This is a genomic window from Sorangium sp. So ce204 (assembly GCF_051526795.1).
Classification (GTDB): domain Bacteria; phylum Myxococcota_A; class Polyangia; order Polyangiales; family Polyangiaceae; genus Sorangium; species Sorangium cellulosum_B.
In genome coordinates, this window is the sequence record NZ_CP150317.1 from 8,888,514 (window position 1) to 8,914,964 (window position 26,451).

At 70.5% G+C, this 26,451-nt stretch carries 23 protein-coding genes and 1 CRISPR repeat array (1 of these 24 cut by a window edge); of the genes, 10 read left to right on the top strand and 13 right to left on the bottom strand.

The features are described 5' to 3' along the window. Positions 1-37 precede the first annotated feature (37 nt). The 3 genes from WMF22_RS33140 (at position 38) to WMF22_RS33150 (ending at position 2,798) form a co-directional block, all read left to right on the top strand. Entirely contained in the window at positions 38-679 is a 642-nt protein-coding gene (locus WMF22_RS33140; protein WP_231864338.1) for an RNA polymerase sigma factor, read from the top strand. Next, positions 669-1,349 carry an NrsF family protein gene (locus WMF22_RS33145; RefSeq protein WP_438032375.1) on the top strand — a complete coding sequence of 227 codons (681 nt, stop codon included), beginning with the start codon at positions 669-671 and terminating at the stop codon, positions 1,347-1,349. Before WMF22_RS33140 ends, WMF22_RS33145 begins: the two co-directional genes overlap by 11 nt. 156 nt (positions 1,350-1,505) lie before the next feature. Beyond that, positions 1,506-2,798 carry a lactonase family protein gene (locus WMF22_RS33150; protein ID WP_438032376.1) on the top strand — a complete coding sequence of 431 codons (1,293 nt, stop codon included), beginning with the start codon at positions 1,506-1,508 and terminating at the stop codon, positions 2,796-2,798. A gap of 27 nt (positions 2,799-2,825) precedes the next feature. On the opposite strand, the gene rsmG is transcribed toward WMF22_RS33150, so the two are convergent. Together rsmG and WMF22_RS33160 are read right to left on the bottom strand one after the other, a co-directional pair. Continuing rightward, complete coding sequence (gene rsmG / locus WMF22_RS33155; RefSeq protein WP_437293960.1) at positions 2,826-3,545, bottom strand: 16S rRNA (guanine(527)-N(7))-methyltransferase RsmG; 720 nt, start codon at positions 3,543-3,545, stop codon at positions 2,826-2,828. A 98-nt stretch (positions 3,546-3,643) separates the two neighbouring features. Then, positions 3,644-4,102, bottom strand: coding sequence for a VOC family protein (locus WMF22_RS33160; RefSeq protein ID WP_438032377.1), 459 nt, complete (start codon positions 4,100-4,102; stop codon positions 3,644-3,646). A 259-nt stretch (positions 4,103-4,361) separates the two neighbouring features. Here WMF22_RS33160 and WMF22_RS33165 point away from each other — a divergent pair, with 259 nt between their 5' ends. The 4 genes from WMF22_RS33165 to WMF22_RS33180 all read left to right on the top strand — a co-directional run bounded on the left by WMF22_RS33165 (position 4,362) and on the right by WMF22_RS33180 (position 6,753). Then, entirely contained in the window at positions 4,362-4,739 is a 378-nt protein-coding gene (locus WMF22_RS33165; protein WP_438037304.1) for an ArsR/SmtB family transcription factor, read from the top strand. Next, the gene (locus WMF22_RS33170; protein ID WP_438032378.1) at positions 4,736-5,239 is read left to right on the top strand and encodes an SRPBCC family protein; all 504 of its coding nucleotides are present in this window, start codon (positions 4,736-4,738) and stop codon (positions 5,237-5,239) included. Before WMF22_RS33165 ends, WMF22_RS33170 begins: the two co-directional genes overlap by 4 nt. Before the next feature lie 137 nt (positions 5,240-5,376). Beyond that, a complete protein-coding gene (locus WMF22_RS33175) occupies positions 5,377-6,327 on the top strand; it encodes an epimerase (protein ID WP_438032379.1) in 951 nt (316 codons plus the stop codon). A 117-nt stretch (positions 6,328-6,444) separates the two neighbouring features. Next, positions 6,445-6,753 carry a type II toxin-antitoxin system VapC family toxin gene (locus WMF22_RS33180; RefSeq protein WP_438032380.1) on the top strand — a complete coding sequence of 103 codons (309 nt, stop codon included), beginning with the start codon at positions 6,445-6,447 and terminating at the stop codon, positions 6,751-6,753. Between the two features lie 44 nt (positions 6,754-6,797). Here WMF22_RS33180 and WMF22_RS33185 read toward each other — a convergent pair whose 3' ends face one another. Together WMF22_RS33185 and istA are read right to left on the bottom strand one after the other, a co-directional pair. Beyond that, positions 6,798-7,559 carry an ATP-binding protein gene (locus tag WMF22_RS33185; RefSeq protein ID WP_438032200.1) on the bottom strand — a complete coding sequence of 254 codons (762 nt, stop codon included), beginning with the start codon at positions 7,557-7,559 and terminating at the stop codon, positions 6,798-6,800. Beyond that, entirely contained in the window at positions 7,556-9,043 is a 1,488-nt protein-coding gene (gene istA, locus WMF22_RS33190; RefSeq protein ID WP_438032199.1) for an IS21 family transposase, read from the bottom strand. The genes WMF22_RS33185 and istA overlap by 4 nt, the downstream gene beginning before the upstream one ends. A 515-nt stretch (positions 9,044-9,558) precedes the next feature. Between istA and WMF22_RS33195 the strand changes: the two genes are divergently transcribed. After that, the gene (locus tag WMF22_RS33195) at positions 9,559-9,705 is read left to right on the top strand and encodes a hypothetical protein (RefSeq protein WP_438032198.1); all 147 of its coding nucleotides are present in this window, start codon (positions 9,559-9,561) and stop codon (positions 9,703-9,705) included. Between the two features lie 10 nt (positions 9,706-9,715). On the opposite strand, the gene WMF22_RS33200 is transcribed toward WMF22_RS33195, so the two are convergent. The 6 genes from WMF22_RS33200 to WMF22_RS33225 form a co-directional block, all read right to left on the bottom strand. Continuing rightward, entirely contained in the window at positions 9,716-10,039 is a 324-nt protein-coding gene (locus WMF22_RS33200) for a hypothetical protein (RefSeq protein ID WP_438032381.1), read from the bottom strand. A gap of 614 nt (positions 10,040-10,653) precedes the next feature. Then, positions 10,654-12,972: a P-loop ATPase, Sll1717 family gene (locus tag WMF22_RS33205; RefSeq protein ID WP_438032382.1), complete on the bottom strand. Its 2,319-nt coding sequence runs from the start codon at positions 12,970-12,972 to the stop codon at positions 10,654-10,656. Next, the gene (locus WMF22_RS33210) at positions 12,969-13,361 is read right to left on the bottom strand and encodes a hypothetical protein (RefSeq protein WP_438032383.1); all 393 of its coding nucleotides are present in this window, start codon (positions 13,359-13,361) and stop codon (positions 12,969-12,971) included. Before WMF22_RS33210 ends, WMF22_RS33205 begins: the two co-directional genes overlap by 4 nt. Beyond that, positions 13,358-13,891: a hypothetical protein gene (locus WMF22_RS33215; RefSeq protein ID WP_438032384.1), complete on the bottom strand. Its 534-nt coding sequence runs from the start codon at positions 13,889-13,891 to the stop codon at positions 13,358-13,360. Before WMF22_RS33215 ends, WMF22_RS33210 begins: the two co-directional genes overlap by 4 nt. A gap of 78 nt (positions 13,892-13,969) precedes the next feature. Next, positions 13,970-15,460: a hypothetical protein gene (locus tag WMF22_RS33220; RefSeq protein WP_438032385.1), complete on the bottom strand. Its 1,491-nt coding sequence runs from the start codon at positions 15,458-15,460 to the stop codon at positions 13,970-13,972. A gap of 2 nt (positions 15,461-15,462) precedes the next feature. Then, positions 15,463-17,664: an SUMF1/EgtB/PvdO family nonheme iron enzyme gene (locus tag WMF22_RS33225; protein ID WP_438032386.1), complete on the bottom strand. Its 2,202-nt coding sequence runs from the start codon at positions 17,662-17,664 to the stop codon at positions 15,463-15,465. Positions 17,665-18,158: 494 nt separating this feature from the next. Between WMF22_RS33225 and WMF22_RS33230 the strand changes: the two genes are divergently transcribed. Together WMF22_RS33230 and WMF22_RS33235 are read left to right on the top strand one after the other, a co-directional pair. Further along, entirely contained in the window at positions 18,159-19,583 is a 1,425-nt protein-coding gene (locus tag WMF22_RS33230) for a porin (RefSeq protein WP_438032387.1), read from the top strand. Between the two features lie 267 nt (positions 19,584-19,850). Then, positions 19,851-20,684 (top strand): hypothetical protein, encoded by an 834-nt coding sequence (locus tag WMF22_RS33235; protein ID WP_438032388.1) that lies wholly within the window; start codon positions 19,851-19,853, stop codon positions 20,682-20,684. Between the two features lie 263 nt (positions 20,685-20,947). Here WMF22_RS33235 and WMF22_RS33240 read toward each other — a convergent pair whose 3' ends face one another. The 3 genes from WMF22_RS33240 to WMF22_RS33250 all read right to left on the bottom strand — a co-directional run bounded on the left by WMF22_RS33240 (position 20,948) and on the right by WMF22_RS33250 (position 24,806). Next, positions 20,948-22,021, bottom strand: a complete 1,074-nt coding sequence (locus WMF22_RS33240) for a hypothetical protein (RefSeq protein ID WP_438037305.1) — start codon at positions 22,019-22,021, stop codon at positions 20,948-20,950. 179 nt (positions 22,022-22,200) lie between these two features. Next, positions 22,201-23,283, bottom strand: a complete 1,083-nt coding sequence (locus WMF22_RS33245) for a hypothetical protein (RefSeq protein ID WP_438032389.1) — start codon at positions 23,281-23,283, stop codon at positions 22,201-22,203. A gap of 83 nt (positions 23,284-23,366) precedes the next feature. Next, a complete protein-coding gene (locus WMF22_RS33250) occupies positions 23,367-24,806 on the bottom strand; it encodes an RNA polymerase sigma factor (protein ID WP_438032390.1) in 1,440 nt (479 codons plus the stop codon). Between the two features lie 1,204 nt (positions 24,807-26,010). Continuing rightward, positions 26,011-26,451: a CRISPR direct-repeat array (repeat unit 36 nt; unit sequence CTCTCCGCCGCTGAAAGGCGGCGGCCCCATTGAAGC); it runs 4,956 nt beyond the window's last position.

Sequence of the window (26,451 nt, forward strand, 5' to 3'; positions counted from 1 at the left end):
CGCCGGCGCGCAGACGGTGTATGCCGTCAAGACCGCCATGGATGAGCTCGCCCTGAACGAAGCGATGGACCGGTACGCGTGCGGCGACGCGCGCGCGTTTCCGGAGCTGCACCGCGCGCTCGCGGCGCGCCTCCTCGCGTACCTCACCCGGATGAGCGGCTCGGAGACGCTCGCGGGCGACCTGACGCAGGAGACGTTCCTGCGGATGCACCGCGCCCGGTCGAGCTTCGCCCGCGGCGGCGCCGTCGCGCCGTGGGCCTACGCCATCGCGCGCAACGTCTACCTGGATCACGCGCGCGCCCAGAAGCACCGCGGCACCGAGCGCCTCCCGAGCGATCCGGGCGCGGAGCCGCCCGACGCGCGCGGCGCGGACGCCGAGGCGGTCGCGATCGCCTCCGAGACGGCGCGGGCGGTGGAGCGGACGCTGGCGGGCCTGCCGGCGTCGCAGCGCGAGGCGTTCATCCTCATCCGGTACGAGGGGCTCAGCGTGCAGGACGCCGCGGCGGTCCTCGGGACGACAACGAGCGCGGTGAAGCTCCGCGCGTTCCGCGCCTACGAGGCGCTGCGGGCGGCGCTCGACGATCTCAAGCGGCGGCCCGAGGCGGAACCAGGAGGCGCGGAGGAGCGCCGCCGGGGCAAGGGCCAGGGGAGCGTCCGGGGAGGTGCCAATGTCGAATGAGCGCGACTTGCCGAGCGGGCTGAAGGACATCCCCGATTTCGCGGCCCACCTCGCCGCCCGCCCGCCGCCCGTCGTGGCCGAGGCGCCGGCCGAGCCGTCGCTGACGCGCCCGACGCGTGAGCGCCGCTCCTGGAGCGCGCTCCTGGCCGGGCTCGGCTGGATCCTGCTCGTGAGCTGGTGGGAAGGCTTCCGCGACGACCTCCCCTCTCTCCGGGTCGCCGTGCCGCTCGCCGTCATGGCGGTGCTCTCCGGTCTCGGCCTGCTGCTCGCGCTGAGCCCGCGCGCCCGGGGCCTGCCGGCCGGTGTGAGGGCGATCCAAACGCTCGTCGTCGCGGTGCCGGCCGGGTTCCTGGCCGCGGCCGTCGCGACTTCGCCTGTGGCCGATCCGCCGGTGCCGCTGGATCAGCACCTCCGGTGCGTCGCCAGCGCCGTCGGCACGGCGGTCCTGCCGTTCGCGCTGGCGGCGCTCGTGCTGCGCCGCTCGTTTCTGTCGGCGCCGGCGTGGCGTGGCGCCGCGATCGGGGCCCTGTGCGGCCTCGGGGTGGTGGTCGGCATCGGGACGCACTGCGACATCGACGATCTCCTCCACATCGCGTTCGCCCACGGCCTCCCGATCGCGTTCGGCGCGCTCCTCGGCGCCGCCGCCGGGTCGCTGCGCGGGCGAGCCTGAGGCGCCGCGCCGCGTCGCGCATCCTCCCCGGCCTTCACCACGAGGCGGCGTGAACGCCGCGAACCTGCCGCAGCGCGCCGCGAGGTGGATCGCGCCGTGACGCTTGCGCCGCGGCGCTGGCCAGGCCTAACGCGGGAGGCAGGAGAAACCAGGTCGATGCAGCGCGCGCTCCTCTTTCTGGCGGCAGGACTGTGGCTCGGATGCAGCAGCTCCGGAGCCGCGAACAACGGCGCCACGACGGGCGTGACCGCCGGCGGCGGTGACGGCGCGAGCCAGGGCGACGGCGCGAGCGGCACCAGCGCGAGCGGCGGCGACACGGCCGGCGGCGGCGCAGGCGGCACCAGCGCGAGCGGCAGCGGCGGCGCGGGCGGCAACGGCGCGGGCGGCGGCTCGCAGGCCGAACGCGCGTTCGTGGTCTATGTCGGCGGTCACGAGGGGCTCTTCGTCTTCCGCCTGGACGGCGCCGACGGCGCGCTCTCGGCCCTGCAGGGCCCGCTCGACGCCGAGATGAACCCGACCTTCCTCGCCGTCGACCCCGCGCACCAGCGCCTCTTCGCGGCGAACGAGCTGAACGAGGTGGACGGGGAGCTGTCCGGCGCCGTCAGCGCGTTCCGGATCGATCCCCAGGGCGGGACGCTCGAGCTCATCAACAGGGCTTCTTCGAAGGGCGCGGGCCCAGCCCACCTGTCCACGGATCGCTCCGGGCGCTTCGTCCTCGTCGCCAACTACGGCGGTGGGACAGCGGCGGTGCTCCCCGTGGGCCAGGACGGCGCGCTCGGCCAGGCGGCCTTCGACGTGTCCTTCGGTCGCCGGACGAGGCCGCACCACGCCATGACCGATCCGGCGAACCGGTTTGCGTTCGTCACCAACCTCGGGCTCGACGAGATAGCGCAGCTCACCTTCGACGCGGACACGGGCCAGATGGAGCCGAGCGACCCGGGAGCCCTCTCGCTCCCCGCGGACACGACGCCTCGACACCTCGAGTTCCACCCGAACGGCCGGTTCGCCTATGTGATCAACGAGTCTGCCGGCTCGATCACCACCCTGAGCTACGATGCGTCGCGCGGGACGTTCACCACCCTGGCCACCGTCTCGACCTTGCCCGACGGCGTTAGCACCAAGGGAAACAGCGCCGCCGAGGTCCAGGTGTCCCCGTCGGGCAAGTTCGTGTACGGCTCGAACCGCGGCCACGACAGCATCGCCATCTTCGCTGTCGATCCCGAGCGGGGCACGCTCACGCCCGCCGGCCATGCCTCGACGCAGGGCATGACGCCGCGCCATTTCCAGATCGCGCCGACAGGCAAGCTGATGCTCGTCGCGAACCAGGACTCGAGCAACATCGTCGCGTTTCGCGTGGACGAGGCGACGGGCGCCCTCGAGCCGACAGGCCGCGTCACCGAGGTCCCCGAGCCCACCTATGTCGGGATCGTGGCCCTGCCTGACCGCTGAGCGGGGCGAACCGAACACCGCCGTGGATCACCGCCCGGGATGGCGCTTCGGCTCCTCCCCCGACTTTCGCAGCATCACGATCTTCCCCGTCGGCGTCGCCACGGTCTTCACGAAGGTGGCCCGCTGTCGCCCGAGGACCCAGCTCGCCTCGGCGAGCTCCTCCTCGGCGCGCTGGCCCTTCACCAGCAGCACGATCCCGCTCGGCCGCAGGAAGGGCACCGTCAGGGGGATCAGCATGACCAGGCGCCCCACCGCGCGCGCCGTCACCGCGTCGAACGCGCCGCGGAGATCGCCCTTGCCGAGCTGCTCGGCGCGCTCGGCGCGCACCGACACGTTGGTGAGCCCGAGGCCCGCGGCCACCGCGGTGAGGAACGAAGCCTTCTTCTGCGTCGCCTCCACCAGCGTCACCTTCAGATCGGGCCGGGCGATGGCGAGCGGAAGGCCGGGGAGGCCCCCGCCCGAGCCGATGTCGGCGAGGCGCGCCCCCGCGCTCAGCTCCTCCAGGAGGGGCACGAGCGTGAGCGAGTCGAGGATGTGTTTCTCCCAGACCTCGACCGGATCCGTGATCGAGGTGAGGTTCATCAGCTCGTTCATCGCGAGCAGGCGCGCGAGGTAATCGCCGAGCTTGGCGATCACCGCGGCGTCGAGGGTGACGCCGATCGCCGCGAGGCGCTCCGCGAAGCCCTCCGGAGGCGTGAGCGGAGCGGGAGCCGGCAGCGGGAGGGGAGCGCGTTCGTCAGGGGGCATGGACGTCCGCGCACCCTAGCAAGCTCCCCCGCGTGAAGCGCCGCAATTCTCGCGCTCGCCCTCCCCGCCCGCTCCGGGGCCGCCCTTGTGACGGGTCGCTACATCGCCGAGAGGCGCCTCTGCAGCTCTTCGGGAGAGACGTCCTCGATCCGGCTCGCGAAGGACCAGCGATGGCCGAACGGATCGCGGAGCCAGGCCGTCCGGTCTCCGAACGGCTTGTCCTGCGGCGGGCGATCGATGGTCGCGCCTGCCGCCGCCGCCTGCGCGACGAGCGCGTCCACGTCCTCCACGTAGACGACGACGGCCGGGCTGCTGCCTCCCAGCGTCTCGGGGCTGACGGCGCCGAGCTCGGGATACTCGTCCGACAGGAAGAACCGGGCGCGGCCGATGGACAGCTCGGCGTGGCCGATCCGCCCGTCGGGCATCGGGATGCGCGAGTCCTCGCGCGCGCCGAACGCGCGCTTGTAGAACTCGATGGCTTCCGCGGCGCTCCGCGCGCTCAGGTAGGGGAAGCACGTCTGACCATCCGGGACGGGGTGGACCTTGCTCTTCGTCATCGTCGCGCTCCTTCGTGCTCGTATCGGATCATGGCATTTCCCGGGGCAACGGCGGGAGTCGCCTCGACGGTCGAGCGGCGCTCCTCGCGCGCCCGTGCGCCAGGAGGAAGGCGAGCCTCTCCTGGCGCCCGTCGCCTCGGCGATCCGGGTCGGCGCTCATCCTGGAGCATCGCGCCGAGCGCGTATTGGAAGAAATTCACCTGCGCGCTCGGCCGCGCGGCTTGACGAACGCGTAACATACATGTTACGCATCATGCCGATGGACGCCGTTGCCCAGGCGCTGGCGGATCCGATCCGGCGGGAGATCCTGCGGATGCTGCGCGATCGCACCGCCACCGCGGGCGCCATCGCCGGCGCGTTTCCGGTCAGCCGCCCGGCGGTCAGCCGGCACCTGCGCGTGCTGCGCGAGGCGGGCCTGGTGCGCGACGTCCAGTGCGGTCGCGAGCGCGAGTACCGCCTCGAGCTCGGTGCGCTCGCCGAGCTCGAGGCGTTCCTGCGCGAGCTGCACGCGCCGAGCCCGTGGCACCGCCGGTTCGACGCCCTCGAGACCGAGGTGCACCGCGTCGACCGGCAGCGGCGCATGGCGACCGCCCCCCCGTCCCGCAACGAAGCGAAACGAAGGAAGGAGACCGCATGAGCCCCCGACCCACAGGCCGCGTCCGGAGCACGGCGACAGGCGCCGATCTCGTCATCACGCGCAGCTTTCGCGCCCCCATCGAGGATGTCTGGCAGAGCGTCACCGCGTCCGAGAGCACGGCGCGCTGGATCGGCCCGTGGGAGGGCGAAGCGGGGCCCGGCAAGACGGTGCGCCTCCAGATGGCGTTCGAGCAGGGGGCGCCGTGGTGTGACTTCTCGATCGACACGTGCGAGCCGCCGCATCACCTCGCGCTCTCGGCCAGGGACGATCACGGCGAGTGGCGGCTCGAGCTGTCGCTCGCGGCGAAGGGTGAGATCACCGAGCTCACCTTCATCCAGCGCCTCGCCGATCCAGCGCTCGCCGGCGATGTCGGGCCGGGCTGGGAGTATTACCTCGACATGCTCGTCGCCTCCAGGCTCGGCGAGCCGCTGCCCAGCTTCGCCGACTACTATCCGGCGCAGCGCGACTATTACCTTGGCGACGCGCGCACGCAGGCGTAGCGCGTACTCAGGCGTAACGCGCGCGGGCGCTCGGCCGAAGAGATCATGATTTCTCCATCTCCTTCGCGGCGCTCCAGCCCTGGACGAGGAGAAGGAGCGGGCTGTGCATTCGCGGCGGCCCGGGATAGGCTCGCGGCATGAAGATCGTCCTTCCGGGCGGGAGCGGACAGGTAGGTCAGATCCTTGCGCGCGCCTTCGCGGCCGACGGACATGAGGTGATCGTCCTGTGCCGCAGCGCGAGCGTGCCCGCGGGGCGGGTCGTGCCGTGGGATGGACGCACGCTCGGCCCATGGGCGGGCGAGCTCGACGGCGCCGACGTGGTGTTCAACCTCGCTGGCCGGAGCGTGAACTGCCGTTATACGGACGAGAACCTCCGCGCGATGAGGAGCTCTCGTGTGGACTCGACGCGCGCCGTCGGCGAGGCGATCGCCGCCGCCTCGCGACCGCCGCGCGTATGGCTGCAGATGAGCACGGCCACGATCTACGCGCACCGCCACGACGCGCCCAACGACGAGGCGACCGGGCTCCTCGGCGGCGACGAGCCGGACGTCCCCTCGACTTGGCGCAACAGCGTCGAGATCGCCCGGGCGTGGGAGCAGGCGCTGGACGAGGCCAGGACGCCGCGCACGCGCAAGCTCGCGATCCGCGCTTCCATGGTGATGAGCCCTGATCGCGGCGGCATCTTCGACGTGCTGCTCGGGCTCACCCGGCGGGGCCTCGGCGGTCCGGCCGGCGGAGGGCAGCAGTTCGTGTCATGGATCCACGATCGCGACTTCGTGCGAGCGACGAGGTTCTTGATCGAGCGGGACGACCTCTCCGGGCCGGTCAACCTCGCCTCGCCGGGGCCGATCCCCTACGGCGATTTCATGCGCGCGCTGCGCGAGGCCTGGGGTATCGGCTTCGGGTTGCCCGCGACGAGATGGATGCTGGAGGTCGGCGCGCTCGTGATGCGCACGGACACCGAGCTCGTGCTGAAGAGCCGGCGCGTCGTCCCCGGGCGCCTGCGCGAGGCAGGGTTCACGTTCGCCTTCACCGAGTGGTCGTCGGCGGCGCGCGACCTCGTGGCGCGATGGCGCGCCGAGAGCTGAGGACCTGACGCGCTCCCGCTGTACCCTCGCGAGCTCTTCCGAGCCGAGTTCTCAGACCTGGTCGGCCGGCTCCGGTTGACGAATCGAATGATAGCTGGACGGACGCCTCTGGAACCGGTGCTCGGACGCTACCGAGAGCCGGAGGTACGGCTTGCTGCCGTCGATGCGGCCGATATCCTTCTCCCGGCACCGGTGATCGCCGAGCTCTACTTCGGGGCTCGCGCCTCACTCCGTGTGCGTGAGAACGTCGCGCGGGTGGATCGGCTTCTCACTTTCTTTCGTCTGCATCCGTTCGACGAAGCGGCGGCGCGCCGGTTCGCCGAGATCAAGGCCGACTTGCGGAAGACGGGGCGCGTGTTGATGATCGCGGCAATCCGCGGAGATTCGGTGAAGTTCACCGGTGAAATCCGCGCCCGGTGCCGGTGAAACCCGCACCCGACGCCGGTGAAGTTCACCGGTGAAGAGGCCGCTCAGTGCTTTTTGGTGCGGCGCTGCTTGGTGCGGATGGCACTCAGCTCCTTGGCTTCCTTGAGCCGGTAGCTCTCGGCCTCGATCTCGATCACCTCGGCCCGGTGCACGAGCCGGTCGACGAGCGTAACGACGCAGGCGGCGTGCGGAAAGACCTGGCCCCAGTCGGAGAAGGCCTTGTTCGTACTGAGCAGGATCGGCTTCTGCGCGTCGTAGCGACGGGTGACGACCTCGAATAGCAGGTCGGCGTAGCGGCCATCGTAGGAGAGATAGCCGACTTCATCGATGCAAAGAAGGGCTGGAACCGTGTAGCGGTGCAGCCGGCGCGCGAGCGCGGCCGAGGACTCCTGCGCGGCGAGGTCGGCAAGCATGTCGCTCGCGGTCGAGAAGCGGACCGTGTGACCGCGGACGACGGCCTGGTGGGCGACGTTCTTGAGGATCATGGTCTTGCCGACGCCGTTGGGGCCGACGAGCACGGCGTTGTGGCCGGTGGCGAGGAAGCCGGGAGCGAAGAGGTCGTCGACGGCCTCGCGGTCGATTTTCTTGGGCCAGGACCAGTCGAAGTCCGCCATGGGCTTGAAGGCGGCTACGCGGGAGTTTTTGAGGCGGCGATCGAGGCTGCGTTTTTGGCGCTCGCGCTCCTCAATGGCGAGCACCTCGCGAAGCCAGGGCTTTTCGGCGAGCTCCTCCCAGCAGGCCAGCAGACCAAACAGGCCGAGGCTTTTCAGGCGGGCCTTGGTCTCGGTGGGCGTTAGATCGGTCATGGCGTCGGGTCCTTCTTCAGGGCGTCGTAGGTGGCGAGCGAATGCGGCGTGACGACGAGGGCGGCGTGCTGGCCGCGCGTGACGGGGATCGAGACTGGAGGCGGCAGGTGGCGCTCGGAGCGCCGGCGGTCGATCACCTGGCGCACGGCGCCGACGTGAATGGTGTCGCGCTCGAGCACCTCGACGAGCGCCTCTTCGAGCTCGGCGGCGCCGACGGCGTCGAGCAGGTGCAGAAGCCGGGCGATGGCGCTGCCGACGTTGTCTCCGCGCTCGGCGAGGATGCGCAGGAATGCCTGGCTGCTGCGGGCGGCGCGGGCGAGGCGATCGAGGCCGCGATGCTCGCGGGCGCGGCGCTTCTCGTCGACCAGGCGCTGGATGTGCTCGGGTTGCTCGATCTGCTGGCCGCGGTCCCACGAGCGGACATGGGTCGCGACGATCTCGTTGCCGTCAGCGATGCGCACCTGTTCGAGGTCGGCGAGGACGACGAGCGTGCGGCTCGTCCGGTCGTGGGGAACAGAATAGTCGTTGAGATCGAAACGCGCGTAGGGGGTCTTTCCGATCTCGACCTCGACGCGCTCATGGGCTGGAAACGGCGTGTCGGGGTGCCCGAGCAGCACACGGCTCTCGTCGTCGAAGGCCTGCCGCACGGTGCGGGCGCGGTCCTCGACCCAGGAGCGATCGAGCGCTGCGGAGCTGGTCCACTCGGTCGCTTGTCGGTTGAGGTCGTCGAGATCGGTATAGGTCCGGGCCTCGAAGAATGCCTCGCGGACGTAGCGGATGGCGCGCTCGACGCGGCCCTTCTCGTTGCCGCGAGCGACGGCGACGGGGCGCGGCTCGAAGCGGTAGTGCGCCGACAGAGCCAGGAGCATGGGGTGGAACCGGATCGCGTCGCCGTGACGCTCCACGACAGCGCTCTTGAGGTTGTCGTAGAGCAGCACGCGCGGGACGCCGTCGATGTCGGCGAACGCCTCGACGTGCCCGCGAACGAAGAAGGGCATCGCTGCGCTGGGGAAGAAGCGCAGGAAGATCCGCCGCGAGTAGCTGAGCACCATGACGAACGCCCAGAGCGGGCGCAGCGCCCGGCCGACAGCCAGCTTGCCGAAGTGCGCCCAGTCGACCTGCGCTTGCTCGCCGGGCAGCGTGCGCAGCCGCTGGAATGCCTCTGCCGGCTTCTTGGGGCGGAGACGACCGATCACTCGGCGCAGATGATCGGGACCGCCCGGATAGCCGCGCTCCTTGAGCATGCCGAAGAGGCGACTCGAGCGCAGCGAGGGATACTTGCCGAGCTGCTCGACGATGAAGGGCACGAACGGGTCGACCATCGACGGGCGCGGCGCGACGACCTTCGGGTCGACGCCCGCTTGCCCGAGCACGCGCTGAACGGTGGTGTGGTGCAGCCCGAGCTGAGCGGCAATGGTGCCCACGGGCCACTTCTCACCGTGGTAGAGGCGCAGCACCTCGGCCTCCTTCTCTTTCGCGATCACCGCCGCCTCCCGTCACCGCGGAGGGCTTCGTGGGACGCGGGGAGCGCGTCGGTGAACAGCTGACCGAGCGCGCCGCTCGCGCAGGGCCCAGGGCGGAAGCCGCGCTCCGCAGAGCGAGCAGCGGCCGACATCTCGGATCCAATCGTCATTGTTGTCCTTTCGGCCGGGGGTGATCTCCGGCGCGAGCTGGGACATCGACGCGGCCGCGGCTTGTGTCACCCTGTGATGCGTCACTTTCTGCGCGGAGAACTTGTCCCGCTGCCGGTCCCGATACCGGGCCTGGCGAGCGGCATGGAGGCGGCGAGCGCGAAGCTGCGTCTGGTAGGCCGCGCCGGCGCGGCGGAGCGACTCACGACGCTGGAGCGGGCGGCAGTCGGGGCAGAGGCGCTGGCCGCGATCGCAGCGACGGCAGAGGCGAAGCTGGACGCGGCAGCGGGCGCAGTGGGCGAGGCGGTAGGCGGACGAAGGCAACGGGCTCCATGACGCCGCTTTCTGGACCTGGAGCCCGGCTTGTGATGAAGGTGGGGGACTCCGGCAACGCGGAGCTCCAGAAGGCCCGAGGGTGGCAGCCCTCGGGCCTTCGACTTTTCGGCGGGCGTAACGTCTACGCCGCGGAGGCGAGCGTGGCCCAGATCGGCGTGGGGACCGGCGGTGAACGGTGAACGCCGCCGATCATGGGGCCGCGGTCTTCACCGATCGGACGCGGGACGCGATGCTCACCGACAACGCGGCCCAGACGGCGAGCGCGCAGGCGTCCTCGATGGCGCTCGCCGGCGGCGCGAAGCCCTCCCAGGCCCGGCGCCCTAGCGAGCCCCGCTCGGGGGCCGAGGCTGGCAGCACGACGTCCGCCATGCCCAGCAGCGCCTCGAGTTCCTGGAGGTCGCGCTGACCCTGCTGGCGAAGCTCCTCGCGCGTGCCGCGGCCTGCCTGGAGCTTCCTCACGACGCCAGCGATCGCCAGGGCGAGGTTCGCCGCGCGCTCCCGAGCGACCTCCATGGCGTCGACCCGAGCGGGCCGGCGGCGCATCCTCGGTTCGGGAGTATCGGTGCACGTACGCGCCGCGGTTGGGCTCACGCGGGGCACACACCGAGGTCGAGCGGCAGAAGCTTGGGCGCCGCGGCCGTTAAGGATGCAGCCTTCATCGCCGTCCCCCGCTCTCCGGGGCGAGCGCGTCGAGCTCGGCCTCGAGCGCGTCCCACACCAGCGAGGACGCGAGGACCTGCCGCCCTACCAGCGCGAGCGCTGCCGCGGCCTCCGGGTCTCTGGAAGCATCTTTGAGGGGCAGGGGAGGAGCGTGGGAATTCTGCCCGAATTCTGCCCGAGTACCAGGTTCCGGACACTTAGCGGCGCCGGAACGCGCATCACCGCTCCCAATTCCCAGGACATTTTGTAGGTGTTTCTCAGTAGATTGCGTGTCCGTAGCCCGGCAATGAGCCGGGGTATCACGGCCGGGGCTCGTAAGCGCCTCGAAGCATGAGGGATATGATCTCCCCCTGACGCGCTACGGCACGAATCGCCGAGAGGGTGTCTTTCTCGCCTCGCGGGGCACCACCATCGGATGGATGCGTGAACAGGGCAGGTAAGGGCTGGTTGTCAGGTTTGCACGACGTCTACTTCGGCCCTGGGCGTTTCATCTTTAGCCCCGGTACATAGAGATCCGGAACGGAATACTCGCCTTCTGTCACACTGAGAACTCCCGTTCGCTGAAGTCTCTCCAGATCCTCCGCAGGGTTGGAGCCGGAGCGTTTTGCGAGAGTCGCGCGAAGGTCGTCGAGTTGTCCCTTGGCGCTGACGCCGTTGAGCCACTCTAGTACGTCAACCAGCTCGGGTGACTCCTCCCGCACAGCCTGAACGCGCTGATCCGAGGTCGGAACGAGCGCGGCTGCGAGCGCCTCGCGCGAGATCGCGGCATCCGTCGACGTGCGGCGTCTATTGCGCAATCGATCGACCTCACTGTCCAACGCGCTCCGGATCAACCAGAGTGCGTCGCGCGGATAGAGAATATCCCGTGCATCTCTCAGTCGTCGGGTGATCCAGTTGCGAGACAGCGCGGTCTTCTTCGTCCAGATGCGCTGCTCGAGCAGCGCGTCCAAGAAAGGCAACAGCTCCGGTTCCGCTGCTTCCTCGACGTTTTCCCAGCTCAAGGCGGGAAGGACCCCGCGCTCCTCACACGAGCGCGCAAACTGGTTCGAGCGGAGCGCGCGCTTGAGTAGCATCTGCCAGAGCAAGTGCGGTTTCCATCGTAGCTCGATAGACCTGGCGTTGACGTGCGATTTTTCGGGAAAGGAGAGCTCGTGCCACAGGTCCGTCCGGAGAAACACCTTCAGTTGCACGTGGCGAAGTCGCTCGAACGTCGCTCGCCACGCGATGAAGAGTTGTGAGAGCCCGTCGCGGCGGCGCTCCAGGTTGCCCTTGAACGGGGTATCGAGCCCGTCGAGGAAGAGAACGAGTTGCTCTCCACGGGTGGTTAGGTCATTCTCGATGGCCTGCCATGCACCGTCGATCTCCGTGCCTAGTCCAGATTCCCCTAGCAGCGTGGAGGAGCGATCAAAGCTGATTTCCCGCCGTGCGATACGCCCGACCTCATCGGCGGCAGCGCGCGCTCGCTGTGGCACTTCGCCGGGCAGGGACGGGAGTCGGGCAAGCGCGTAGACGCGCCATACGATGTTGAGCTCAAGGCCGGCCTCGACCATGTCGCTCAATACGTCCATGCCGAGTTGCTGTGCTCCCGGCCCATGCACCGCGACGTGGCGTGCGGCCGATGAAAACGGGTGTTGCTGACAGTATCTGAACAATGCTGTCTTGCCGGAGCCCTTGCCTCCTAGGATTAGTACCGTCGTGGGATCCCGCACGGCACGGACGTGTTCGGTGCGTAGGAAAGCCTGAACGTCGGTCTCTTGCTCCGCGACTGGCGGTGGGAATTGGACGAGCAGGTCGTCGACGACATCGCGTTTAGCCTTCGGTTCGAACGCTGCTACGAGGGGTGAGGCCACCAGCGGTGGCCGCGGAATCGCGTCGTCGAGCAGGCGTATGAGCCCCTCATAGAGCCTGAACTCATCCTTGTCCGGGGCACGCTGGATGCAAAAGTCATCCACGTCGGCGAGCGCTGCTTCGTACGGGACGTGGACGCGTGGTTGTTCTATCTCATCGATTTTTTCTGGATTATCTTCGAGCGACGGCCGACCAAATGCTTCGTACCGGATCCGTTCTAGATACTTGAAGGCGTGCTCTACGCGCTTCATCTGCTCGAAGGTCATCCGATGGGCGTGAAGGGTGGAGGCCACACAGAGGACATCCGGCTTGCTACGAGCAGCCTGTTCCTCGGCGAGCAGCGAGACCACGCGGCCCACGCCTTCCATCTGGATGCGGCTCGGCGCGAAGAGCGCGACGACTACATCAGCCAGCCTGCGAAGACACACATTTGCCGTGTCGTTCAGGCCGGTTGGTGCGTCGATCAGGATGGCGTCGGCGACGGGCGCCAGGTTCTCGCAAAGCTGCTCAAACAGGCTTTGATTGCCGAATGTCACCTGTCCGCGTGCGTCGAGCCATCGTCCAGGAGCCAGGAGACGCTGCCAGTCGAGCGCCGCCAACTCGCGAAGGTATCCTGAGTCCATGCGTCCGGCGCCGAACAGCCGGAGCGCTCCCTTGGCATCGTCATCGAGCTTCACATCGCGCAGAAAGTCCACGGCCTGGACTGCCGGTGACTTTGTGGCCTTTGTGAAATATTCTACGAATCCCTCCGCTGGCTCGTCTTCCGGGAATACGAGTTGCCAGAGGCTCGGTGCCGCCAAGTCGAGGTCCAACATGACGACACGCCGACCTTGGCGCGCAAGCGCCCATGCGGTATGGATGAGCGCTGTCGTGCGCCCGGTCCCTCCCTTGTATGCATAGAACGCTATCACTCGTGGGAGCGATATTTCCGCCTTCACGCTGCCTCCCGCCTGAAAGGTGGCAGGCGCCTGGCGAAGTCCTCGAGGGCGGGCAGGACCTGGAGTCCCTCAAGCCAGGTTTTCAAACGATCGAGCTCGGAGAGCAACAGATCTTGACCGTCGAAGCTCTTCGCGACGTGTTCGCCGAAACGCAGAAGCCGGCGAGCGGAGGGCTCACTCCCAGCCTCGCCCCAGGCTGTGATGGCGGCGAATAGATCCGTCCAGCCGTCGGCATCCAGCCGGCTCAGCAACTCTCTCGCGCGCTCCTCGTGGAGCGATGCCATTCGGTGCAGCTTCAAGGCGATCGCCTTGTGAGGTGCCCCCAAGCTTCGCAGTATCTCGACCTGCCAGAAGAGCTGTTGCGCTTCGTTGGCCCGCGGGTCATTCATGATGCCTCTCCGGCGATGGCGTCCAGCGACGTGATGCTCGGCTCGGCGAAGCGTGTCGCACCGACGAAGCCGCCTTTTTTGAAGGGCGCGCGTAGGTAGGGGCTCTCTTCCAGTTGCTGGCGCTTTTCCGTTCGCTTCGCCTGATGGCTACTCTCGTCCGTTCCGCCCACCTCCAGGACCCAACGCTGATCATCCGGCGTCTCGCCGACGAAGTAGTCCACGCGCGAACCCCGCTTACACACGCGAGTGATTCGCTTGCCTCGCCATGTGCTGAGCACCAGACCCGCGAGCACGACAGCGCCGAACTCGACGATTCTCTCTCGCTCGTAAGTCGCCTCCGTTCTCCCGTCAGGCTGCGCGAAGGAGATCGTTGCCGATTGCGAGGCACCGTCCTGCAACGCTCTGAACGCTCTTGGCGATCTTCCATGACGGGTGAGCGCTGCTCGTGCGAATATCGCCAGGCTAGGATCCATCGCGGGATGGAGGGCTGCGAACGCTTCGACGTCGAGCGCGACGGTGTCCTCGTTCATGCGCCGGGAGTTTATAGCGAGGTGTGCCCCGATGTCGATCGCGGTTCGTCCGTGGCGGCCACCAAGGCCGCCCCCTATTTACCCATGGGGCGGGGCCCCCAGGCGCCGTGCGGCAGAACCTCCCTCCTCGGGCCGGTCCTGTCGGTCTTTCTCCCCGAGGATCGCCTTCGCCGCGCTGGCCCGAGCCGCCCCGCTCGCCACCGTCGCGTGGTCGACAACCCAGTGCGCGTCCAGCAGATCCAGGTAGTCGAGGTCCAGCTCCCCCCCCGATGGCAGCATGAACACCGCCGAGATGTGCGCGTGGCTCTGCACCGCCTGCACCATCTCCCGCGGGATGTAGAGCGCCGCGTGCGTGAAGAGGTGCACCACCGGCGTGCGCGGATCGTGGTGCCGCGTCAGATCCAGATCCGTGGCGAGCTCCGCGAACACGCGCGCCGGGTTCCTGCCCCGCTCCCCCTTGAACGACAGGAGGTGCGCCGTCGGCAGCTGCCCGTTCTTCGCCCGGTAGAGCTCGTACAGCCGCGCGTCGAAGAAGCGGAACGCCACGTCCTCGCCCTCCAGCAAGAGCCGCTTGCCCGTCGCGATCGCCATCCCCCGGGCGAACGTCTGCCGATCGCCGCGCATCGACGCCGACGCGTCGATGAGCAGGTAGTGGATGCGCCGCTGCTCGTCCCGGCTCTGCTCGCGCGCGAAGTACAGCACCTCGTTGTCCGCGATGCGGCGCGCCAGCTCCATGTCGTCCCACGCGAGCTCCGTCAGCACCATGCTGTCGATCGAGCCGCGCGTGCCCAGCCCCGAGTAGCCGTGCGCCGCCGTCGTGCCCGCGGCCGGGCGCGTCTTCGTCTCGAGCACGCTCGGCAGGATCTCCAGCGAGAAATTCACGATGTCGTTCGCCTCGGGCGACGAGAGCGCCGCGAGCAGATCGACCTGGGCGAGCGCCCCGGCCGACGCCTCCGAGCCCAGCATGCCGAACAGGCGCAGCGTCTCGATGTCGAGCGCGTCCGACATCGTGAGCACGTACAGCCGGGAGACGTCGAGCGCCTCCAGCGCCCGCTGCTCGAACTCGCGCCGCGCCGACAGGAACAGCCCGCGGAGCTGCGGCTCGATCCCGTCGAAGAGCGCCGCGTCCGCGGGCAGCATCGCGCGGTAGGCCGGCGGCGTGTGGGTCCGCGCCGCGACCGCGCCGAAGAGGCGCGACAGCACGACCGTGACCAGATCGTCGCTCATCCGGAGCTGCGCCGCGCACCGCGCGGCCTCGCTCTCGGCGAGCTCCCGGAGCACCGCCCGGTACCCCTCCACGACGCGCTCCGCGTCCCGGAGCCGGCCCGCGAGCTCCTTCGGGTCGCAGCGCGGCCCGAGCTCCAGCTGCTCGCGCGGCGTCGAGAAGAGCAGGCCCGCGTCGTGCACCAGCGCGAAGGGCAGGACCACCCCGAGCCGCTCCAGGCTCTGGTGCCACCGGATCGCGCGCAGCGCGAGCGACGAGCTCAGCGGGCGCACCTGCGAGAACGCCAGCGTGCCGAGCGGGCCGGCGATGGCGGGGTTCGCGAGCTGCGACGTCGGGACCGGCACGGCTACAGGCGCGCGGCGCAGCGGAAGCCGATGCCCGGCGCGCTCGCCGTCGCCAGCTGGTGGTAGCGGAACGCCGGGTTGAGCCAGAGCGCGAAGCCGCCGTTGTAGGCGCCGCCCCGGATCGCCTTGCGATCGCCGGCAGGCGCCCCCTTCGGGTTCACCTGCTCCTCGTCCTTGTAGGTCTCGAACCAGTCCGCGGTCCACTCCCACACGTTGCCGACCACGTCGTCGGCCCCGAACCTCGTCCTGCCGTTCGGGAACGAGCCGACCGGCGCCGTGCCGGAGAAGCCGTCGTCGGCCTCGTACATGCGCTCGCTCGGCGTGAGCCCGCGCGCCTTCTCCCACGCCGTGCACTCGGTGCCGCACGCGTTCATGAAGGTCTGGTCGCCGGGCTTGTCGCCCCAGGGGAACTTGCGCCCGTCGGAGCCGCGCGCCGCGTACTCCCACTCCGCCTCGGTCGGCAGGCGCTTGCCGTGGACCTCGCAGTAGGCGTTCGCGAGGCTCCACGGCAAGCAGTTGATCGGGTGCTTCGCGAGCTCGGGCTTGCCGAAGGTGCACTGCTCGGCGAGGGCCGCCAGCGTCTTCTTGTGCGCGGCGGCGGGCGCGCCGCTCGTGTTCGGGAAGTCGGGCGCGGCCGGGGGCCGCTTGCACTCTCCCTTGTCCGAGCACGCCTTGTAGTCGCCCGCGGTCACCTCGTGGACGTCGATGCAGAACGTGTCGATCGTCACCTTGTGCGCGGGCTGCCACAGCTTGAACTCCGGCTCGTCGGAGCCCATGAAGAACTTGCCGCCCGGGACGAGCACCATGCCTGCAGGGCACTCGGTCCGCCGCTCGGGGAGCGCGGCCGCCGCGGCCGTGGCGCTCGCCGTCGGCGCCGCCGCGGTGGCGGACGCTGTGGCGACCGGCGCGCTCCGCGACGCGTCTCCCGCGGGCGGCGCGCCGCGCAGCAGGCTCCAGGTGATCGCGCCGCCGGCCGCGAGCGCGAGCGCGACGCCGCCGAAGAGCAGCGGGCCCTTCGACCTCGGCGCCGCCGCGCCGCCCGCGGCGCTCGATCCGGCCACGGAGACCGGCTGCGACGTCAGCGCGGGCGGCGGCCCCGGGGCCGTGGAGGGCGCCGCCATCGTCGGCGCGGTCTGCGCCTGCAGCGAGATCCGCGGCGAGGACGCGAGCCGCGGCGCGGACGTGCGGGGCGACGGCGCGCCGGACGGGGGCGCGAGCGAGCCGCCGCCCGCGGAGAGCGCCCAGGTCGGGTCCTCGGGGAAGACCGCCCGGTGCAGCGCCGACCAGAAGCGGCCCATGGTGGGGAAGCGGTCCGCCGGCGCGACGGCGAGCGCCTTCGCGAAGACCGCCTCGACCTCGTCGCTGACCGTGAGGCCGAGCGTCCGCGGCGTCGGCCGGCGCGACGGATCGCGGCTCGCGACAGCGAGCTGGAGGTAGTCGTCGCCTTGCAGCGCCGGCGCTCCGCCGAGCATCACCTCGATCATGATGAGCGCCATCGCGAAGACGTCGGTCCAGGGCCCGGTCGCGCCGTGGGTGCGGCTGAACTGCTCGGGGGCGCCGTAGCTCGGCGTGAACGCGGTGATGTCCTTGCCGGTCTGGGCGAGCGCCGTCGCCGCCGCCGCGTGATCGGCCATCACCTTGGCGATGCCGAAATCGAGCACCTTCACGAACGTCGAGGCGTCGCGCGGCTGGCCGATGACGAACAGGTTCGCCGGCTTGATGTCGCGGTGCGCGATGTTCCGCGAGTGCACGAGATCGAGCGCGATCGCGGCCGACTCGAGCAGCGCCATCGTCGCGCGCAGGTCGCGCGCCGGCGCGCCGTCGGTCGTCTCGTCGAAGAGGACCCGATCGAGCGGCCTGCCGTCGAGCCACTCGAGGACCATGTAGGGCAGCCACTGCCCGTCCGGCGCGTTGAACGTGCCGATGTCGCGGGCCTGGACGATGGCGGCCGAGCGGCTGGACAGCTCGGTCATGAGCTTGCCCTCCTGGATGAACGCCTGGAGCAGCTGCTCCCGCTGCTCGGCCGGCGCTCCCCCGAGGAGGGTGAAGCACTTGACGGCGACGGGCTGCTTCCAGATGACGTGCTCGGCCCTGTAGACGACGCTGAAGCCGCCCTCGCCCACGGCGTGATCGATCCTGTACTTGTCGGCGATCAGGCTGCCGGCGATGTTGAGCGGATCGCTGCGGTCCGGGTTCTGGCTCATGAGATCCCTACGCACCGCGGCGGGGCCCCCGATCGGCGCCTCGTGCGTGCGTCGGGGCCATCTTAGTTGCCTCGCCGTCGGTTGGAACCCTTTCGCGCGATCCGGCGCCCTCCCCGGGCCGGAGGCGCCGCCCGCACCGGGCGTCCGATATGGCGGATGTTCCAAGGCCCGTTGGATGGTGGGGGAGCCCGCATTCATGGATCATTGTGGGCGCGATCCATCTCTTGACAGAGATCTTCGTCCGTTATATTGGATGACACCTTCGGTGGTTCCCTGCTGGCGTCGCTGCTGCCCAGCCGGGTGCTCCTGACCGCGGCCTCTCGTCTGCGCGTCGTGCGTGGGACGTCGAGCGCAGGCCGGGGAGCGATGGTCCGCTGCCTGCGAGGGCGTCGTGTGCCTTTGCGCCGGCGGCCGGTGTTGGCCGTGCGCGCCGCGCGTAGAGCGCCGTGCGCCGTGCGCCGTCAGTAGCTGGTTTGATTCGAGGAACAACGCGCTTGAAATCGATCAACGGAAAGAAGTCGCACACGGTCCGCGCGGCAGCGGCGCTCTGGCTCGTCGCCGCCGCGCTCCCCTCCCAGGCGTCCGCTCAGCAGCCCGCGGCGCCGCCCCAGGCCCCGGCGCCGCCCCAGGCCCAGGCGCCGCTTCCGGCCCCGGCGCCGCAGGAGACCGGGGCGGCGGACGGCGTCGAGCCGCTGAGCCGCCGGGTCGCGGAGCTCGAGCAGCAGCAGCGCGCGCTGATCGAGCGCCTCGAGGCCGAGCGCAAGGCGGCCGCCGAGGAGCGGGCCAGCGCGGCGAAGGACAAGGGCAGCGCCGTCAAGGTGACGGCGGCTCCTGGAAAGGGCTTCACCGTCAAGACGGCGGACGACAAGTTCTCGTCCACGATCCGGGCCCGCGTGCAGCTCCGCGAGACCATCACGCACACGGCAGAGGACGACACGAACGAGATCAACGTGAAGACGGTGCGCCTCACGACGAGCGGGCATGTCCTCTCGCCCGATCTCAAGTACAACGTGCAGCTCGCCTTCGGCGGCAACGACTTCGAGAAGGACAGCGCCTCTCCCGTCTTCGACGCCTTCGTCGAGTACACCGGGATCCGCGATCTCAACGTGCGTGTCGGCCAGTTCTTCGTCCCGTTCGACCGGGCGCGGACCACGCGCGAGTTCACCCTCCAGCTGGTCGATCGCCAGATCGCCGTCCGCGAGCTCACGCTCGATCGCGACGTCGGCCTGATGCTCTCCTCGCCCGATCTCTTCGGCCTGGGAGGCAAGCTGTCGTACAACCTCTTCGTGGGCGGCGGCGAGGGGCGCAACCGCTTCGGCGGCCAGAAGCACGGCCCGCTCGCGGTGGCGCGGCTCGCGGTCCGCCCGTTCGGCCCGTTCGACGACGACCAGGAGGGCGACCTCTCTCGCGAGGCGCGGCCCCGGCTCGCGGTGGGCGTCGCGGGCGCCTACAACCACCAGACGAGCCGCCAGAGCAGCACGTATGGCGCGACGCTCGCGCACGGCGCGGCCGACTACCTGCATGGCGCGGCGGATCTCGTCTTCAAATATGCCGGCTTCTCGCTCTCGGCCGAGGCCGTGGTGCGCCACGCCGAGCGGGATTCCTTCGAGGGCGAGGTCGACGGCGCGCCCGTGCGGGAGTGGACCCGGTCGGGTTACGGCTACTTCGTCCAGTCGGGCTTCCTGCTGACCGAGCGGGTCGAGGTCGCCGCGCGCTGGGACCAGATCTTCGCGGAGCGCGGCACCGATCCGAAGCTCGTCAATCTCGTCGACACGCAGGGAAAGCAGGTCGGCGGCGGGCTCAATTATTATGTGAACGGGTATGCCCTGAAGATCCAGGGCGACTATTTCTACATCTTCGGCAAGGACACCGCCGACGCCCGCCACGTCGGTCGGCTCCAGCTCGACGCCACGTTCTGACGGGGAGGGGGCGCGCCAGGGGAGCGCGCTCTCCAGATGGATGCGGAGAGCGCCGCGCGGCGCTCTGATGACGACCTCCGCTCCGGCGCGCGGCGTGGCCGGCCAAGGCACGACTGGCCGGCCACGCCAGGCCTGCGTCAGGCCCACCCAGCAGCATGTGCAGCGCGCTCGAGAGCGCGAAACCCCGGGGGGCCGCGCGGCCCCGTTCTTGCCATGGCGTTCGTCCCCGGCGCAACCGATTGTGCCGTTTCAGGGAAGGAGTTCACCATGGCTCGTTCATTCACCTCCCAGGATCTCGTCGCTCTCCCGCGCCTCAACGCCGCCGAGTCGGTCGTGCTCGCCACGGAGCTCATCACGGTGGCTGACGCGAGGGAGAAGCGGCTCAAGCCGAAGAAGCTCCCCGAGGCGATCGGGCGGTCGAAGGGACGGCTCGTCGCTGCGGTCGCCGCGCTCGAGGCGCTCACCCGGCCGCAGGGGGGCGATCCGGTCGAGACGAAGACCAAGCCGAAGGCCGACCGCATGCTCGACAACGCGTGGAGCGCGACGTTCGATTGGCTCGGAGGCTGGTGCAAGCTCCCGCTGGAGCAAAACCCGCACCTCGACGAGGCGAAGGATCTCTTCAAGATCCTTTACCCGGACGGCCTCTCCTTCACCCGGCTCCCGTACAAGCTCGAATGGAAGGAGTCGAAGGCGCGCCTCGACGCGATCCGGAGCGCGCGGCACGACCGGACGTTCAAGAAGCTGGGCGGCGAGGGCTACCTCGCTCACCTGGAGGAGGCGCACGAGGCCTATGGCCGCGCCCTGCACATCACCGCGCCGAAGCCCGAGAGCGCTCCGACGGGCGACGTGCGCGCCGCGTTCCTTGCGACGCTCGCCGCCCTCCGCGACTATGCGGCCCGGGTCGCCGCGCACGCGGACCCGGACGTGCCCGGCAGCGAGGAGATCAGCGCTGCGCTGCTCGCGCCGCTCGCTGCGTGGGAGTCGCGGCCGGCTGGATCGAGCAGCGAGGCCAGTGACGCCGAGGAGGCGCCTGCGGCGCCGGTGGAGGCGGTGGAGGCGGTGGAGGCGGTGGACGAGGAGCCGCCGGGCGATCCGGCGTGAGCGGCGCCTCCGGGGGGAGCGGCGCATAGGCGTTAACCAAGCTCCGCGCCGCGCTTTGCTACATTCGAACGTTGATGTGGTCGTGGTCGTCAACGTTCGGCCGTGAACGACGACGTAAACGTTCACGTTGATGACCGATGGGTGGGGTCAGGCGGGCGCGTCTGACTCTGCAGCGGCGCACCACCGGCCACGGAGATTCAAGCACTCCTCTCGCTAATTCCAAGGCAGTGCCAGACATCGGCCGCCGGCCGGCGCCGGCACGCTCAGGCGATGCAGCAGAACGTGGACGGCTCGGCCGGCTGAAGCTCGCCGACGGGCTCGCCGCCCTGCGGTACACACGCGCCCGGCTCCACCGCCACGACCGCGGCCGACTTGCTCCCCAGGCCGACGCCGGGCGGCGTCACCCCGCAGAACGGGACGCTCGAGTCGACGAGGGTCGACGCGACCATGTCGGTGCACGCCGCGTCCCGGTACACGGACGCCATGATCGTGCACGAGGCGCCGGTTGGCTCGCCGCAGCTGCAAGACGTGCAGTCGCGGCCGTCGAGCACGTCCTTGTAGAAGACGTGCTTCTGGGCGTAGCCGTCCGGACAGGCGGCGTCGCCCTCGTGGTAGACGCACGTCAGGAACGCGGGCGGCGCTGCCGGCGCGCACGTCGTCGCGTCGGCGCACGCCGTGTGCGCCCCGGCGACGCAGGCCAATGCGCCCGTCGCCCACCAGAGCGGGCTCTGGGGGATCGGCTGCGGGACTTCGATGCGCGGCGTACACCCGCCAGCCGTGCTCGAGGGTGCCGCGATCGCCAGCGACTGCACGCAGGGCTCGCCGTCGCAGTCCTGATCGGCGGGGATCGCGCTCTCGGCGGTGCAGGCGCCATCCCATGCGTCGGGCGCGGCGAACGGCGTCGCGATGGCGTCGGGCTCATCGCCTCGGCACGAGGACGACGACGCGGCCCACGCGGTCGGGAGCGCACACGACACCTCGGGCGGGTCGCACGCGCAGGTCGGGCACGTCGTCGGCACCTGCTGGAGATCGGCGAAGCCCTCGTACCCGATCGTCGGCGCGTCGGCGGGGCAATCGGGGGTGGCCTCCGGCGGGCCGAACCAGAGGAGCGCCGGGCCAGACCAGCCGAGCGGTGCGGGAGGGACGCACTGGCCGGAGCACAGGGCGCTGTGCTCCTCACCGCCGGCGCCGCCCTCACCGCCAGCGCCGCCCTCACCGCCGGCGCCGCCCTCACCGAGGTCTTCCGAGCACCACTCAGGATAGTGGAGGAGCTCTTCCTCCGAACATGGGCCTTCTATGATGATCGGATCCTGGCTGCAGCTGGCAGCCAACAGCACTCCGGCAAGGGCAAAGCCCGGCACGCGCATGCGTCGCAACTTATCTGAACGATGGTCCTCCGCGCAAGGAGACGGTTTCCCACCGGGCCTCGTGCGCATTGAGCATTCACTGAATCGAGGAAAATTTCTCATTCTTTTACCTCGGGGGGGAGGGCGGATATTTCTGCCGCCGGACCCCATCATAAGTTCAGCTGTAAACCGATCCCGAACGCCACACCGAGCGCGGGAGCGCTCCAGGCCGCGCGATCCGTTCCGGCGATGCCTCGACGGCGGAGGAGCGACGCGTCGACCGTGCGCCAGACCGGCTCGGCAGTTCCGTACCCAGAGAGGCCCTCCGAGATCGGCCACCGGACGCCGGCTCGCGCGCCGAGCCCGGCACGAAGAGTCAGCACGGTTCTCGCCAGCCTTGGAGCTTCGGGCACGGCACGGAGCACACCCAGCTCTCCGACCCCGCACGCGAAGAGAGCATGCCGGTGAAGGCACAAGGCGGCGTTCGCGGTGAACGCCGATGTCGCGACACGCACGTCGTCCACGTTGGTCGACAGCGACGAGAGCCCGCGCGCTTCCAGCGCGACCGACCATGCCGGCCAGCGGCCGGCGACCGACAACGTCGGACCCACCGCGACGCCGGGCGTCAGCCCCAGCGCCATCGCGGCGCCGGCGTCGACGGTCCAGTGGAAGCGCTCCGCCGCGGCTTGCCCCGCGCTGCCCGGGGGCGGCGCCCGCAAGGGCGGCCGCTCGCGCGCGGGCGGCGCCTTGCTCGGCGGCGGAGGTGAGCGCGGCGCCTCGTTCGGCGGCGGCGCCGGCCGGCCCGCGCACGGGCGCTCGGGGGAGCACGGCGCCTCCGCCTGCGTCGCGCGCTCGTTCTGCGGGGCCGGCGCCGGTTGCGGCGGCGGGAGCTCGCCCATGTCGTCGAGCTGCACGGCGATCAAGAGGGCCGCCGTCGAGACCAGCGTCTTGCAGTCGCCGCGGGTCCTGTGGCCGTCGGTCCAGAGCACCACGCCGCGGCGATCGCGGAGGTAGATCGACGCGATGAGCTCCCCTCGGTCTCCTTCTATCGACGCCTCCATCAGGAGCGGAGCCTCCGCGTCGAAGGGATCGAAGCCCATGCGCCGGGCGATCGCTGCGCGCAGGAACCGCCCGTCGGGGCAGCGCTCGGTGCCTGGGCCGCGCGTGAGCTCGATCCGCACGCGGGCCCGGGGCGGTCCGGTGTCGGCCCGGCTCGGCGCCGCCGCGCGCAGCGCGACGAGGGCCGCGACCATCGAAGCGAACGCCGTGTGCCGAGCCCGCTCTCCCCATCGCGGGGCGCGCGACGCGACGCGCCCGTGACGCGGTGGACTTTCGCTCATCGCTGCGCGTCCCCCGCCGTGCCGCCGGTCGCTGTCACCGGCAGCGCCTCGGCCCTCGACCGGAGCCGCTCGCGCACCAACGTCAGCCGGCTCGGTGGAAAACGCCGCGCGTGCGCGTCGAGGTGCTCGAGGGCGGCGGCGCGCTCGCCGCGCGACAGCGCCGCCCTGGCCGCGTCGAGCAGCGCGAGCTCCTCGCCGAGCGGATCCTGGCTCTCGGCTGCGAGCGCCGGGGCGCGCCTCGACCCGGCGGGCTGGCGCTGGCCTTGGGCCTCGGTCGCCCGTGCCGCGGGCGCTCGGAGGCCCGGGATGTCGTCGGAGGGCGTGGAGCCGCCGGGGCGCGGCGCCCCTTCGAAGACGCCTCGGGGTCGCGGCGCCGGGGCCAGGTTCGTGCCCTGTGCGAGGAGGAGGGGTAAGGCGAAGGGACCGAGGTGGCGCGCCCAGTCCACCGGAGCTCGAGCGAGCTCGGTGGCCAGGAGCAAGCCTCCGGCGATGCCTGCCGCTCCCCACCCGAGCGCCGGGCGAGCGGTCCGGGCGAGCGGGCGCGCGAGACGCGCAAGACGTGCTCGCCACCTCGTGCCGACGACGCGAGCTCGGGCGCTCGGCGCGGCCGGGTCGCTCGCGGGCAGGAGCGCGTCGCGGAGCGACCGCAACGAGGTCTCGGAGAACAGCAGGAGCACGAGGAGGCTGGACCGGAGCGCCTGTCTCTCCTCGGGGCGCAGCCGCTTCTCGGCGGCGCGGTAGTCCCGGCGCGCGCGGCGCAGCCGGCTGGCGGCGGTGTTCTCGTTGAGCCCGAGGGCGCGCGCGATCTCGCGCACCGGGACGTCGTACGCGTCGGCGAGGACGAGGATGGCGCGGCGCTCGGGCGCGACCGCCGACAGGAGGCGGATCGCGAGCGCGATCCGCTCCTCCGCGGCGATGTGGCGCTCGCTGCTCACCGCGGCGTCTGCCCGCTGGAAACAGGAGGCGTCGGCAAGGCCTACCGGGACTTCACGGCGCCGGTAGGCGCGCTCCAGGTGATGGCGGACCTTCCGCCAGGCGATCCCGAAGAGCCATGACGCCTCCGCCCTCCAGTGCTCGCCGAGGTGCGCTGGTCGAGATGGCCTGGGCGCGCCCGCGGGAGCGTCATGCGGGCGAGGACGTGTGTCGCTCGGCGCGCTGTCGGCGGCGACGGCGGGCTGCGCGGGCGCCGGGGCGGATCCCGGGGCGTCTGGCGAATCGAGCAGGGCTGCGCAGGGCGCGCCGCCGGAGCGCATGGGGTCGTACCGGGGGAAGCTGCGGTAGGCGTTCAGGAGGACGTCCTGGCACACGTCGTCGAGGTCGCCCTCGGCGACGCCGAGGAAGCGGAGTATGCCTGGGAGGACGTGAACGGCCGTTGCGTGCATGGAGGTCCAGGTGCCGTGCTGGACCGGGGCGGTCGGAGGATGAGAAGAGCTCATGCTCAGAATTACGTGGCGTTTCTCGGGACCGTCCCGGAATCGTGCCGGGCCGGAGCGAGCCGGGGCGGTGGCGGAAGGGGCGGCTGGGGCGATCGGAATCCGCAGCATCTCCCGGCCAGAGACGCCCGCCGGGCCCGGAGACGGCGCCAGGACCGGGACCGGGGAGGGGATCTGCTCGCCGGCCGATCGAGCGTGCGGCACCCAGATGCGTGATGCAGCTCACGTCGACCAGAAAAGTGGAGTGATCTTCCTGGGGTACAGATCTGCCCGACCACGATGCGTTGTGGTCGCGGGCAAGCGCGCTCGGGAGGGGACCAGGTCGCGCTGTGGTCGGAGGCGAGCGCGCTCGGGAGGGGACCAGGTCGCGCTGTGGTCGGAGGCGAGCGCGCTCGGGAGGGGACCAGGTCGCGCTGTGGTCGGAGGCGAGCGCGCTCGGAAGGGGGCCAGGTCGCGCTGTGGTCGGAGGCGAGCGCGCTCGGGAGGGGACCAGGTCGCGCTGTGGTCGGAGGCGAGCGCGCTCGGGAGGGGACCAGGTCGCGCTGTGGTCGGAGGCGAGCGCGCTCGGGAACGGCGTCTTCGTGCCTGCAAATCGACTCCATCGCCGTTGTAATGGGGGCGGCAGGCCGTCCCTCCGGCCCCGAACCGGATGACATGAGGAAGTAACGAGCGCCGGCTCCGAGGGAGCGCGTCTTCCGCGAGGGACGGCGGCCGCGAGGGACGGCGGCGACCCGCCGGGGAATCACGACGAACGACGGCAGTACGCCGGAAGTGCGAGCAGAGGTGGGTTGGGTGCTACCAAGGGCCGCAGCCATCTCAGCTCCACGTCGTGAAATCCACCGAGGGCGAGCGAGGGCGAGCAGCTCGGCAGCGCGAGCGGCAGGGGCGGCCGCGCCCTGGGCAAGGCGGGTGGACGACCGGAAGAGGCAGGGCCGGAGCGGCACCGCTGCCAGCAAGGACGAAAGGCAGGCTCCCGGGAGGCGGGGGTGTGGTAGAAGAGGGGGGACGGGCCCGCTGCGAGCGGTGGAGTGACGCGAAAATCCCGGGAGGCGCTCGCAACGCCGGTAGGTGTTTGAAATAACGATGGTTTTCGAGTGCGAGGAGGGCCTCCGGAGGGTCCCCGCGAGCCGGCAGAGGGGGGTCGAACGGGAACCTCTCGCAAACCGGCTTGCAAGTACGCGAAATGTCAGGTACGTCTGGGAGGCCTCTCTCCGCCGCTGAAAGGCGGCGGCCCCATTGAAGCGTGTCCCAATTCGTTCCGCCGAGTCCAGCAGCGATGACCCTCTCCGCCGCTGAAAGGCGGCGGCCCCATTGAAGCCAGGCGGCCGCCATCGTCTGTGAGCGTGTGAGCTTGCTCTCCGCCGCTGAAAGGCGGCGGCCCCATTGAAGCGGAGATCGTGCCGAAAGCGTAGCCGCTCCAATCCACCTCTCCGCCGCTGAAAGGCGGCGGCCCCATTGAAGCGGGGATGATCTGGCGCAGGTAGATCGGCGCCCACCGCCTCTCCGCCGCTGAAAGGCGGCGGCCCCATTGAAGCGCCGCTCCAGCGCGCAGGGCGCAGGCGTCGCACAGCGCTCTCCGCCGCTGAAAGGCGGCGGCCCCATTGAAGCAAGTACGCCAGCGCGGAGGCCGTGATCGAGGTAGCGCCTC